Annotated in this window: 17 protein-coding genes; 1 reads left to right on the top strand and 16 read right to left on the bottom strand. The window is 33.4% G+C overall.

The genetic code is table 11. The features are described 5' to 3' along the window. Positions 1–69: 69 nt before the first annotated feature. Positions 70–1,200, bottom strand: coding sequence for a vWA domain-containing protein (locus HSX10_RS03800; protein WP_173586878.1), 1,131 nt, complete (start codon positions 1,198–1,200; stop codon positions 70–72). A 312-nt stretch (positions 1,201–1,512) separates the two neighbouring features. Then, complete coding sequence (locus HSX10_RS03795; RefSeq protein WP_173586877.1) at positions 1,513–1,992, bottom strand: Dps family protein; 480 nt, start codon at positions 1,990–1,992, stop codon at positions 1,513–1,515. A 101-nt stretch (positions 1,993–2,093) separates the two neighbouring features. On the opposite strand from HSX10_RS03795, the gene HSX10_RS03790 reads away from it, so the two are divergent. Then, positions 2,094–3,032 carry a LysR substrate-binding domain-containing protein gene (locus HSX10_RS03790; RefSeq protein ID WP_173586876.1) on the top strand — a complete coding sequence of 313 codons (939 nt, stop codon included), beginning with the start codon at positions 2,094–2,096 and terminating at the stop codon, positions 3,030–3,032. A 60-nt stretch (positions 3,033–3,092) separates the two neighbouring features. Here HSX10_RS03790 and HSX10_RS03785 read toward each other — a convergent pair whose 3' ends face one another. The 14 genes from HSX10_RS03785 to HSX10_RS03720 form a co-directional block, all read right to left on the bottom strand. Further along, positions 3,093–3,290: a hypothetical protein gene (locus HSX10_RS03785; protein WP_173586875.1), complete on the bottom strand. Its 198-nt coding sequence runs from the start codon at positions 3,288–3,290 to the stop codon at positions 3,093–3,095. A gap of 231 nt (positions 3,291–3,521) precedes the next feature. Beyond that, positions 3,522–4,319 (bottom strand): TIGR00266 family protein, encoded by a 798-nt coding sequence (locus HSX10_RS03780; RefSeq protein WP_173586874.1) that lies wholly within the window; start codon positions 4,317–4,319, stop codon positions 3,522–3,524. Positions 4,320–4,413: 94 nt separating this feature from the next. Then, positions 4,414–4,869, bottom strand: a complete 456-nt coding sequence (locus HSX10_RS03775; RefSeq protein WP_173586873.1) for a DUF4442 domain-containing protein — start codon at positions 4,867–4,869, stop codon at positions 4,414–4,416. 173 nt (positions 4,870–5,042) lie between these two features. Continuing rightward, positions 5,043–5,867 carry a DNA adenine methylase gene (locus tag HSX10_RS03770; protein WP_173586872.1) on the bottom strand — a complete coding sequence of 275 codons (825 nt, stop codon included), beginning with the start codon at positions 5,865–5,867 and terminating at the stop codon, positions 5,043–5,045. 201 nt (positions 5,868–6,068) lie between these two features. Then, a complete protein-coding gene (locus HSX10_RS03765) occupies positions 6,069–6,668 on the bottom strand; it encodes a T9SS type A sorting domain-containing protein (protein WP_173586871.1) in 600 nt (199 codons plus the stop codon). Further along, entirely contained in the window at positions 6,655–7,230 is a 576-nt protein-coding gene (locus HSX10_RS03760) for a hypothetical protein (RefSeq protein ID WP_173586870.1), read from the bottom strand. Before HSX10_RS03760 ends, HSX10_RS03765 begins: the two co-directional genes overlap by 14 nt. Beyond that, positions 7,227–7,577, bottom strand: a complete 351-nt coding sequence (locus HSX10_RS03755; protein WP_173586869.1) for a hypothetical protein — start codon at positions 7,575–7,577, stop codon at positions 7,227–7,229. The genes HSX10_RS03760 and HSX10_RS03755 overlap by 4 nt, the downstream gene beginning before the upstream one ends. A 1-nt stretch (position 7,578) precedes the next feature. After that, a complete protein-coding gene (locus HSX10_RS03750; protein ID WP_173586868.1) occupies positions 7,579–7,854 on the bottom strand; it encodes a hypothetical protein in 276 nt (91 codons plus the stop codon). A 22-nt stretch (positions 7,855–7,876) separates the two neighbouring features. Next, a complete protein-coding gene (locus HSX10_RS03745) occupies positions 7,877–8,599 on the bottom strand; it encodes a hypothetical protein (RefSeq protein WP_173586867.1) in 723 nt (240 codons plus the stop codon). A gap of 3 nt (positions 8,600–8,602) precedes the next feature. Beyond that, positions 8,603–9,499: a hypothetical protein gene (locus HSX10_RS03740; RefSeq protein ID WP_173586866.1), complete on the bottom strand. Its 897-nt coding sequence runs from the start codon at positions 9,497–9,499 to the stop codon at positions 8,603–8,605. After that, entirely contained in the window at positions 9,499–10,866 is a 1,368-nt protein-coding gene (locus HSX10_RS03735) for a hypothetical protein (RefSeq protein ID WP_173586865.1), read from the bottom strand. Before HSX10_RS03735 ends, HSX10_RS03740 begins: the two co-directional genes overlap by 1 nt. Positions 10,867–10,868: 2 nt before the next feature. Next, entirely contained in the window at positions 10,869–11,744 is an 876-nt protein-coding gene (locus HSX10_RS03730; protein ID WP_173586864.1) for a hypothetical protein, read from the bottom strand. Next, on the bottom strand, positions 11,744–12,139 hold the full coding sequence (locus HSX10_RS03725) for a hypothetical protein (RefSeq protein WP_173586863.1): 396 nt from the start codon (positions 12,137–12,139) through the stop codon (positions 11,744–11,746). Before HSX10_RS03725 ends, HSX10_RS03730 begins: the two co-directional genes overlap by 1 nt. A 61-nt stretch (positions 12,140–12,200) precedes the next feature. Next, complete coding sequence (locus HSX10_RS03720; RefSeq protein ID WP_173586862.1) at positions 12,201–13,073, bottom strand: nucleotidyltransferase; 873 nt, start codon at positions 13,071–13,073, stop codon at positions 12,201–12,203. Position 13,074 lies beyond the last annotated feature (1 nt).

The following is a 13,074-nucleotide window of genomic DNA, read 5'->3' as shown; positions in this document are numbered from 1 at the left end:
AGAAGAGATTATAGATAACAGAAAATAGACTTAACCATTTCTCTCTTCTATTCTCTTTTTCCTTTTTATCTAACCTTTAATTCTTTTTTTTCTGTTGTTTTCGTAATCTTCAAAAATCATTTCACCTAAACCTTTCAGTCCGGTGTAAAATGCTTTTCCACGATTGGCTTTCGTAAATTCTCTAATAAATTGCATTAAATAAGGATCTTCAGCAATCATAAATGTGGTAATAGGAATATGCAAACGCCTCGCTTGTTGCGCCATTCCGTAACACTTATTAGTAATATACGGATCAAGACCATTACTGTTTTTATAATACTGACCGTCTGGCAAACGCAAACAACTTGGCTTTCCGTCGGTAATCATAAAAATCTGTTTGTTGGTGTTCCGTTTTCTACGTAACATATCCATTGCCAGTTGTAAACCTGCAACCGTATTGGTATGGTAAGGTCCTACTTTTAAATATGGTAAATCCTTAATTTTTATAGGCCAAGCATCATTACCAAAAACTAAAATCTCTAAAGTGTCTTTTGGATAGCGTGTGGTAATCATTTCGGCTAAAGCCATAGCAACTTTTTTAGCTGGTGTAATTCGGTCTTCACCATAGAGAATCATACTGTGACTAATGTCAATCATCAATACGGTACTCATTTGGCTTTTATGAAGTGTTTCTTCTACCACCAAATCATCTTCTGTGAGACTAAAATTGCCGATACCATTATTAATTTGAGCATTTCGTAAACTTTCGGTCATCGATACTTTATCCAAGCCGTCACCAAACTGATAAGCTCTAAAATCGCCTGTATGTTCGTCACCAATACCAGAACCTTTGCTTTTATGATTCCCAGAACCACTACGCTTAATTTTTCCGAAAATTTGGTCTAAGGCTTGTTGACGAATGGCACGTTCTGTTTTTGCAGTAATGGTGATACCTCCATTTCCGGCACCATCGGGATCAATTTCTTGTTGGATGTAGCCTTTATTCTTTAAGTCTTCAATAAAATCATCAATAGTATAATCTGGTGTGGTTAACTTATATTCTTTATCTAGCTGACGTAACCAGTCAATGGCTTCATCAAAATCACCAGAAGTATGCGTAATTAATTCCTTAAATATTTCGAAAAGTTTATCGAAAGGAGATTGATTTGGTGCTTCGTAAGTTTTAAATACAAAGCCCGATTTATTAGTTTTTTCTTTCATAGCATTATAAAAATAATGCTTTTAACGTTCCTAATAAGACGTATTAACATCAATTTAGAAGTTAACTTCTAAATTGATGTTTTTAAACTGAAATTTTAATTTAAAATATTAATAGAAAATAATAAATCGCTATTGATTTGACATATTAAAAACTCTATATCAAATATGTTGAATAAAACGACTGAATAGTAAACAAAAAAAGAATCGCAGAGATTATAAAACTCTGCGATTCTAAATATTAAAAGGTAAGGTATTTTTTAAGCTTTAAAACTTAAAAGCCCCAACCGATCACTTTACTAAATAAATCCTTGATTATACTGTTTCACCCAACCAAGCTTTCATCATCCAAACTGTTTTTTCTTGTTCAGTAATAAAATCGCTCATCATTGAATTTGTACCTTCATCATTTGCATCACCTGCATACTCTAAAATAGAACGTTCCATTTTTAATAGTTCACTTAAAGATTCAACAATAAGCTCTACAGCTTTCTCATCTTTAGAAATATTTTTCCCGACAGGAACTTTTGCTGCTTGCGTATAGTCTTCAAATGTATGTAATGGAGTTGCTCCTAACGTTAAAATACGTTCTGCAATCTCATCTACTTTTAGATTAGCATCTGTATATAACTCTTCAAATTTAACATGTAAATCAAAAAAAGCACGCCCTCTAATGTTCCAATGTATTCCTCTTAAATTTTGATAATACAATTGAAAATTTGCTAATAACTGATTTAAATCGTCAGCTAATACTTTCGTTTTTTTGGTATCTAAACCTATGCTATTTAATGTCATAATATCTGTTTTTTGTTATATCAAATTTACGGATTTTTAGGGCAAAAATATCATAGTTATAATGAATACTTTTTATACTTTTATAGTCTAAATTAATAGCCATGACGATTACGCAACTAAAATATGCTTTAGCAATAGCAGAACATAAGAATTTTACTAAAGCCGCAGAAAAATGTTTTGTTACACAACCGACTTTAAGTACTCAGATTCAGAAGTTAGAAGATGAATTAGATATCATTATTTTTGATAGAGGTAAAAAACCGATTGAACTTACTGAGGTTGGGAGAAAAATTGTTTATCAAGCCCGAAATATTGTTAATGAAGCAGACAGGATTCAAGATATCGTAGACCAACAAAAAGGATTTATTGGTGGAGAATTTAGATTAGGAATTATACCAACTGTAATGCCTACCCTTTTACCGATGTTTTTAAAGAGTTTTATTAAAAAATATCCAAAAGTTAAATTAAAAATTGAAGAATTAACAACCGATGAAATTTTAACACGTATTAGCGATGGCCACTTAGATGCTGCAATTGCAGCAACACCTTTGGAGAGTGAAAACATTAAAGAACGCGTATTATATTACGAACCATTTGTTGCTTATATACCAGATAATCACAGATTAAAAGATAAGAAAACCATTGAAACTTCGGATTTAAGTATTGACGATATGTTACTTTTAGAAGATGGTCATTGTTTTAGAGATGGTGTTATTAATCTTTGTAAAACGTTTAAAGATCAGGTTGATGAAACGTTTCAACTTGAAAGTGGAAGTATTGAAACACTTATAAAATTATCTAATGAAGGTATGGGGATGACCCTTCTTCCTTATTTACACACTCTAGATATTAAAGAAAAACTAAGTCCGCATTTAAAATTCTTTTCTGAACCTTCACCTGCTAGAGAAGTGAGTATTATTTATCATAAAAGTGAATTAAAAATGCAAATTATTGATGCTATGCATGATGTAATTTCAGGTATTATTCGCGGAGCTATTGCTTTTCAGAATGTAGAAATCATTAGTCCAAAGGCTAAATAATAGGTTCAATTAATTATAAACTCTTAAAAAAAGCGACTCAATATTGAGTCGCTTTTTTTATTATGCTTTTAAATAAATCAAACATTGATTTAATTCTGGTTGTTCGTAGATCAGAGAATTAATAAATATTCTTAGTTCTTCTAGTTCATGCGGTAATAATCGTTTTGCTGCTTTTTGCACTTCTTTACAAAATAATGTTGCATCAAAACTCACTTTATTGAGCACAGTTTTAGTGTACTCATACATTGCTCGCGCCATAAGTATTTTATGTTTTTAGGTTGACAAAAAGTAATTTTAATCTATAAGCTAATGTTTCGATTTATGATTTAAAGATAGCATTTTTTTTGAATTCAAATTTGATATCCTTTAAAATTTAACAGCTTATTATGTTAAAACCTTATATTGTATTATTGAATTCTCTCAATTTAATAATATCAAAAAAAATAACATAAAAACTGATTAATAAAGGATTAAAAACACCTCTTCTTTTTAAAATCTATTATCTCCATCTAACAAATTACCCAAACCACCAAGAACGCTACCCTCTCCCTTAGATTTACCTCCATTAGGAATTGAAGCTAGTACACGCCCCGCTAATCTACTAAAAGGTAAAGATTGTATGTAAACTTTCCCTGGTCCTTGTAGCTTTGCAAAGAATAAACCTTCTCCTCCAAATATCGAATTTTTAATACCACCTATAAATTCAATGTCGTAATCTATACCTTGAGTAAATCCAATAATACAACCTGTGTCTACTCGTAAAGTCTCTCCTGCTGCTAAAGTTTTTACGGCTGTGGTTCCGCCTGCATGTACAAATGCCATTCCGTCTCCTTCTAACTTTTGCATAATAAAGCCTTCACCTCCAAAAAGTCCACGACCTAATTTTTTAGAAAACTCAATACCAATGCTAACACCTTTTGCTGCACATAAAAAAGCATCTTTTTGACAAATGAATTTACCGCCGTACTCTGTTAAGTCAATAGGGATAATTTTTCCTGGATAAGGTGAAGCAAAAGAGACGTTGCGTTTACCTGTAAGATTATTATAGAAAGCCGTCATAAATAAACTTTCACCGGTAAGAATTCGTTTTCCTGCGCCTAATATCTTTCCTAGAAATCCTGTGTCTTTTTGAGAGCCATCCCCAAAAATTGTATCCATTTTAATACCATCGTCCATCATCATAAAACTCCCAGACTCTGCAATAACCCCTTCTTGAGGATCTAATTCTATTTCTACATATTGCATTTCTTCTCCATAAATGCGGTAATCGATTTCGTGTGATGTCATGATAAAATATTTAGTTGTTTTAAATATAAGTTGATGAAATTGATAATTTGTTACAATTTATTTTGAACCTTCTGCTTATTATTTCTTTATTAATTTATGGTTTCACCTTAAGCGTCCATTCAAAATTAAAAGTTGACACCTCTACGCCTTCTTCATTTACGCCTTTAGAGTTAAGCCATACAGTTTGCCCTTCTCCAGATGCTATTGCTTTGTTTATAGCCTCATTTATTTTTTCTCCTTCGTTACATGTAAATGTAATAATGCCTGTTGCTTTTTTAGTAAATGTAGCATTATTACTCGCAACTAACATCGATATCTTTTTATCACTTTCTTTAATTTTTTTCATAACCAAAGCTCCTGTTGTTAACTCAGCTGCCATGCCTTGTACAGCCCAAAACATAGACCTAAATGGATTTTGATTTACCCAACGGTGTTTTACAGTAACAATGCATGCTGTATCATTTAATGTTTTTGTTCTTACACCTGTAAAGTACGCTGCAGGCAGTTTTATCATTAAAAATTTATTGAGCTTAGATGGTGAAATATTCATAGCAGTTAATTTTATAATATTGGAAATGAGACCCTAATTGATATTAGTTTATAATCGCAAAATTCAAATGCACAGTTTTTAAAATTCAAATGCACACTCACTCGCTATTAAAGTTGAATGGTTTAGGTGTCTAAAATAGGCATTTTAAACCTATTTTAGACACCATTTAAATACTACTTAAAAACCATTATATCAGTATAGCTACTATTATAGGATGGTGCGTTAGTCATATCAACTCTAGTAGCATCGGCAAACGGATTCTCAACAACCGTTTGGTCACCAATCCACTCACACAACTCAATTATTGATGATTTATTAGAAGTAAAATAAAAATACTTCTTATCTATCAATACTGTCAAAACATTCAAGTAATCCTTCAAACTCCAATAGTTCTTATAAGTACTATTATCTGTTTGTAGGTATGGTGGATCAACTAAATAAACAACATTATCTTTATCTTTATACTCATTGAATAACACGCTGTAATCCTTAGAAACAACCTCTAATTCATCTAAGTAACCAACCGCAGTATAATCACTTAATCTTACCTTATTGTACAAAGTGCTTTTCTCTAATTCTGAATAACTCTGTACATACTTCATACTAAACAAAACAGCAGACGATAATGTTATATAATCACAATACCCATAGTATAACTCGTGCGATTTAACTAGGTTTAAAACACTGCGTTTTAACTCTTCTGTTAATCGTTTATCTTTAGAATAACTATGCAGTAGATGCCTTAATTTAGACAATAGAACATTAGTTTCAGCAATTGCCTCAATACGTCTTCTAAAGTTATCATAATCATTATAAATCACTGTAGCTTCAGGATAATGACTTTTAACCGTGTGTGACAACAAACCACTTCCACCAAACAAATCAATGTAAATAGCATCTTTTGGGTAATCGCTTAGAGCTTTTCTAAACTGTTTTAAAAATTTCCTTTTCTGTCCCATAAAAGGCAAGGGTGCTGTAGTGTAAACTTTCCTACTCATTTAACTTTTTAATTATTTATATTGTTTAAATTTGCATTCGCCAAACCCAAAAATGCTCTCAAATATCGCTTAGACACTTTGTCCTCAGTCGATGTTTCAGAGCATTATTTTTAACGGTTTGGCGACTTTTAAAAATCTGAGGACATTTTTTTTATCCTAAGACGTAATTTAAACGATAGTTAAATGAGCTTTAAAAACGATTTAACGCTTCACTATCAATTTTCTATTTTCAATACCTCCTAAGAGATCTTTTAACACTAAATGGTATAAGCCATCAGAATAATTAAAAAGGTAAACCTTGTTTAATGTAGTGGGGTTTTTGATACTAAACAATAAGCGACCATTTGTATCATAACATGCTATTTGCTTTAAATTGTGAGCTTCTATAAATACATGATTCTTTGCAGGATTAGGATAAACTCTTAAAGGTATAGAGTGAGAATCAATGTTACCTAAAGTTTGATCTAAAACTATAATTGTGGATTCGTTCTGGTAATCGTTAGAAATCTCACATTTAAGTATTATTTGTCCATTGGCTAGTAATTCTAAAACATCCGTTTCCACACCATAATTAGTAATAGGTTGATGCACCGTAAGCTCTACCCACATAACCTCCAAGACATCTCCATTAAGCTCTAAAGCATCCGTTTTACATATTTTATAGCCATTGTTTCCAAACTGACCACATCCGTTTCCAATAGACCAACCACCTTGCATGTCTATTAAAAGGTCAGATAGATCTTGTTGTGCTTGGCTTAGATTAAATACCAAGACCAGCAGTAATAGTTTAATTAATTTCATAGAGCAGTTCTTTTGTGCCATTAGTGTAGTTGCCATAAACCTTTAGCCAGTTAGTATTACCATGCTTAGTGTGTTGGTCGGTTTTAAACTTTTCTAAAAGCGTGTACATCACTTTTTTACTAAGATTGTCACGCTTTGTTATTGTACCACCAAAACCACTATTAATACCATACCTAACGCTATAGTTTTTTAGCTCTACTAAAGATTTACGTCCACCTGCAATAGGTTGCATCCTAAACATTAAACTCACATAATTTCTAGAGTTAAAAGTCACAACTATGCGATATGTGCCTTCTTTATATCTGTATAATGGTATAATGTAATTATTGAAATTAACCTCGTTAGGTACGTTCATTTTTATACTGGTATTAAGATCTACCATGTGTAAGATCTTTACATCATCAATAATGCCTTTTTCAGAGCTTACCGTTAATGTATCACTAGTACTATTTAAAACCATTTCTATATCTTGATGCAGATAAGAGCACAGCTCTATTTGGGTTGCTTGTGAGTAGCTAGCCATAAAGCAAATAAACGTTAGTAGTGTTGTGAAATGTTTCATTTTTTGAGGGATTTAGTTTTATGATTTAAAATATTGATAATAAAAGACTGTTGTATTCTTAGTGCTATGATGTAGTTACCTTTTGCTAAATGTCTTAAAGACACAACCATATTGTATTTGTTGTATTCTCTGTGCCAATAGTTAACATCACTACGTTTACTCATTATTTTAATAGCAGCTATTCTCTGTTTAGAGATCACATAAAGGCTATCGTTTATTATCTCTAAATTATATCCGTATACACCTGCATAATAGTTGGTTTCTATTGTAGAGGTAATATCAGTGAGGTCTTGCTGTGCATTTAGGGCGAAAAAAGACAAATAGAAAAGTAGGATTAGATTTTTCATGTTACCAAACTCTGTCGATTACAAATGGTAATAATAACGCCCACGGAATTGCTGTAACAATACTAAACAGCACATCTGCAATTTGTTCTTGGAAATCATTGGTGCCACCTGTTTTTTTCTGCTTAATCTCTCTAACGATGTAGTAAGCTAAAAGTAATGCAACACCTATCCATGCGTTAATTAACCATGCTGCGATTGCTACACCGAAAATGTTAAGCCAGTAGCCATAAAAGAAATGAGCCGTTTTGTCTGTGTTTTTTGTAATATCTATATTCATAATTCCTATTTATTTTAGTTAATTATCCTGTGAAAACTTCCCAACCATACTCACCAGGTTCCCATGCGTTAGCTCCATTAAAAATGCTAATCCATGTTTGGCCATTGTGTGTTACCTTATATCCTAAAATGTATTCACCTGCAGATGCTGCTGTACTAGTCCAAGGCACAGCCTCGTCTGCGAAACCAACTCTAGTGAATAGCGATGGATTGTTTTCTGGTGCCCAGTTTGCTTGAGTGTAATGCCCTTTACCAACTTTTACTTTATATAAGTGAAGCTCTAAACCTACTATGCGTTGGTATTTGTGGCCTTCAAAAACTTCAATGTTGTTTTCATCCCAAAAAGGATATAAGGCTTGGTTTGCAATAGCTTCAGTATCATCTTCAATTAATTGGGCATCTTCAATTATTTTAGCTTCTGTTTTTGCTTGAATTAATTGTTGCTTGTTTGCTTCTGAATCTTCTATTAAATCATTCTGTTTAGCTAAAAAATTAGCTTCAATTTCTTGTTGAGTTAAGGGATCTACATCGTATTCAAATTTATTTTCATAGTCTTTTAGCTCACCTAATTTGTGTGTTTCTGAATTAAACTCTGGTGTAATAACTTCTTTCCAACCATCTAAAAAATGTTCTTCATCTGAAAGCGTGTCATAAGCAGGATGCTCGTAACCTGGTTTAGATGCTCTAACCCATTTTTTAGGCACACCGATTATTGTGGTTCCGTTTAGTGTTATTGCTTTTGTCATAATTTATAAACCCGATATTGTTATTGAATTAGATGTGCTAGAATTATATGAGGTGTCTTTTGTGTAAACCGTTATTTCGTCCCCATTAGATAAACCGCTTATAGATTCTCCGCTTGAAGAAATAATTCCCATTATCTCTTTGCCTCTATATACTTCGTAATGTGAAATTGAATTTGTAGATGCTGGAGTAGTGAAACTCAAAATAACATCTACTCCCGATACTGTAAATGATAAATCTGTTATAGGGTTAGGAGGTGTGCTGTTTACTATGAAATTGGCCGTGCCACCTTTATTTATTAAATTTTGAACGTCTCCCTCTATTCCTCCTCCGTTGTTTGTTTGGTTAGCTATATTAAAAAAACCTTTATTGTTATTCTGAGGTTTCCACGTGCTTATGGTTTCATTTGAAGAAGTCGAACTTCCTAGAGGGTTCGCGTTAGGAATATATAAAACCCTAAAGATTGAATTTTGAAACATATAGTTAGGTGCGTAATCAGAAAGGACTACCGTTTTTATAATGCTGTGTCTTGTTAATTCTAAATTAACGCCTTCCGCAATTATTACATTCTCTCCGATAATAATTTCTTTTATACTAGGCCTTTCACCCCATCTATTGATATAATTAAACAGGTCTGAATACACAAACACGTATATTGCATTAGGAAAATCGGCACCCATACTGAAATTATGACTTACATTTATTTTAAATGAAATTTCATACCCGTCATTATTAAAATAAACGACATTAGAAACGTCTATTGGAGCGGATGACCCTGAAGAACCTGTCCGTATATGATTAACTAAATCCTCTTTTGTTAAAACAGTACTGCCAACCCCTCCGATAAATGTGTCTGGTTCTATTTTTTTAGTACTAACATGATGTTGCATCAATAAACTCATTACTCTTGTGGTGTTAAAGTTGAAGTATTAATTAACGTAGAACCATCTCTTCTAATCCAAGTTATGACTAAGCGATACTTAACATCTAAAGCATCAAAATCACCAACCATATTATCTGTAATATCTGTGGTTAAACTTGGTATATTTTCATCTGGTTCTATGTACATAAAAGTGGTTATACTTTCGCCTATAGCTAATGTTGGTGGGGTTACGCCAATTGCTGTATCACCGGTAAGTACTATGTCTGCAATTTTTATAGCACCAGAGAAATCAACTGTTAATGTACCTGTGGCGGTTAAAGATAGTTGTACTTTGTCTTTTGTAAATGAGGCTATCCACTCAGCCTCTGTACCTACAAATCCACTGTCTAAGGCAGATTGGTATGCAGACTTACCAGTATCTCCCGTTTCTCCCTTTTCTCCATCATCACCAGTATTACCAGTATCGCCCTTATCACCTTTGTCTCCTTTATCACCCTTTAAAGAAGCCAACCATTCCCCCTCTGTTAATACAGGATCATCTGCAGTAGTATCCAAGTATGATTGATAGGCTGATTTTCCATCTACACCATCTACACCATCAGCACCATCAGCACCACCACCTTCACCACCACTACCAACAACTGGCAAAAACACATGTAGTACATCTTCAACCACTAAATCAGCAGTTGGCACTGCAAAATTACCTGTAGTCTTCAAAGTGGAAATAACCTTCCCACTGGTTTCATAAGTACCAAAAGAATCTACCTCAGCAACAATTTGTTTGTTTTGTGATACATTAGTAAAGGAAAATCTAACCGTTTCTCCTGCTGTCTTTAAGGCTTTGGCTTTAGCTAATAAGTTGCTATAAGCTTCATCCCAAATTATAGCACTAATATTTCCATCAGTTTCTATTAAAGCCAAGTATTCAGAACCTAACTCTATTGCTCCTGTAAAAGAGGATTCTTTGGCTTTAATACGTTTAGTTTGATACTTAAAACGATCTTCTAAACTAGCTGCCTCAGACTCCGTTAACTGATCATAATCTTCTACAGTTTCATGGAATGCTCCTTTAAACAAATAATAAGTTACACCTAAGTCTCCTGGTCCGTCTAAAACCTTTTGCAAGTAACCTGCCGTTTGGTTGTCTTGTGCTGCAACCATAGCAGCTTCATTTGCATACGGTGGAAACTGTAAAGGAGGTGCTGAACCATTATAAGCTTCTACATCTAATTTACCATCTAAGGCTGTCTGTAAATCCGTAATGCTATCAATAGGAATGCTTTCATCCTTGTGCCAAAAGCTATCCCATGTCGCCCAAAACTGTGATTGCGATGGGTATAAGTTGGTTCTAAACCAAGTTTTTATTGTTTCTAGTGGTGTTGCCATATTTATCCTATATAAATTATAAATGCTAATGTGTAATATGGTGGTCGGTTTTCGTGTGACTCACCACCGCCTGATGAATTGATAGAATGATTATGAGTATCAGAATCTGTAGTTCTGTTTTTATAATGCATTATATTATTATTGCTATCGGCATTATCCATACCATAATAATTACTGCTTTGTGTTTCTTTGCCAGATATACCGTTTTGGGAATTATCACTTATTAATTGATACCCATCTTTATAATTATGCGTATGAGAATCCCCTCCTGTGTTTCCTCCGTGATTATGCTGAGGCATTTGAGATTCTAATAACGTAACAGCTTTTGCACCACCAGTTTCTCCGACACTTTCATAATCAGAATCATCCGCATTATAGCCTACAATAAAACGACCTCTAAGGTCTGGAGTACCGTTAGAACCATCGCACAATTGCCATCCTTGTGGTATAGCATTTATAGCTCCACTATACATTTGTGGATTAGTACCTGCTGGTAATATTCTGCTTTGTAAATTCTTTAGACTAGACAATCTTGTAAAGTCTGCCCATGGTATAGAACCAGCACCAGAAGCAAACGTAACATGCCTGTCATACTGCCAATCGTTTTCTTCGCCATTTTCCCAAATCTTGGTTGTGGTGTCTTGTATAATTCTAACATCTGTTTGAGCCGTACCTCCTATAAATCTATAAAGTTCTCCATTAATAAAAACCACACCATCACTTACCGTACTACCTGCTACAACACAACCACTAATTATAGTTAGATTACCTGCTAACTGCCCTAATGCATTAAATATGCTGTAGGCATTTTGCATGCCATTTAATGTGTCTGTCTCTAAAGGAAAACCGCCTGTCTGTAAAAAATTATATCTATTCATTATATCTGTATTATTAAATACCGTTTACCTCCAGCTCTATAAAGGTCAATTTGTGCTCGTACTTCAAAATTTTGTGTTTCCATTATTTCCGATGGTACATAGACAATAAAATCCGCACCATTATCTCCAAACTCTAAGGCATTATATAAATACAGCTTGCCTAAATATTTTGTTTGGTTTTCTGCTGGTGTGTATATGTAAGTACGCTCAGCCGCACCACCATCACCATCTATATAAATACGCCTTAACTCATTGTCAAACTTATCGTTTAACGCACCTCTTAACCTACAAATCTGCCCTGTATGATCTAGGATGTAGAGGTTTTCACGTCTATAATTCAACCACTTTATTTGTAGTGTAACTAATGGCTTGGTGTAAGCATATAAAACTGCCAACTCTATTGGTTTGCGCAAGCTTACCAACATGAAATCAAAACACAGTTTATAAAAGTTTACGTTATACCACATACGTTATATTATCAAAGTTTGCAACCTTAAAATAACCACTCTCAGCTATTGTTTTTATAGGAATACTAACAGGATCACCATAGTCATCTATCAACGGATCAATCACCGCACTCTCTATATTAATTACTGTTGGTATAATAACACCTTCAGCATTATTCTTTATGTAGGTTAAAAAATCAAACACAACAAACTCTCCATCAAATGGTAATAGTTTCATGTATGCTTCAATAGCTTCATTCACAGGGTAATTCCCATTTAATATGCTCATACCGTTACTGTCTAAAACCAAAGCATCACGCTGTATTTGTAGGTTTAAATACAATAAGTCTGGTAAGTAATTAATAACCGTAGTTTGCACACCTGCATATCTAAACTCATCTAAATAATAATCAAAAGACTCGCGTTGTTCTTGTGTTATTGGTGCAAGCTCGTTGTCCGTTTCACCAGCAATTTTTATAATTACACGGCTCTCATCTTCACTTTCATTAACTGCTGCATACTTTATAATTTTTGAAGCTTCAATTTGCGCTTCAGTTGCATTACTATTATCAAAATAGTCCTGGTCTAATAATAAATCAAAACCATACTGAAAACGCAATGCCATAGTTCTATACCAAGATGCACGTCCAGACTTTTGGTTACGGATGGTTGCATCAACTTCTATTTTATGTTGATTAAATAATTTTTCTTGTAAAAACAATTGATAGGCTTGTATTTCAAAGCGAATATTCTCAATGCTTATTAAAGAAAACTCATCACTAAAATTTGCACCAACAGCAAAACCATAAGCTTCAGCAACATTTAAGTTGCTCATAAAGCTTGTTGTTATTTCTAGTTTTATTTCTTGTCTCGTTCTTGCCATT

The organism is Winogradskyella undariae (assembly GCF_013285155.1).
Lineage (GTDB): Bacteria > Bacteroidota > Bacteroidia > Flavobacteriales > Flavobacteriaceae > Winogradskyella > Winogradskyella undariae.
The sequence above is the reverse complement of the archived record's forward strand: the minus strand, read 5'-3'. Positions and strand labels throughout refer to the sequence as shown.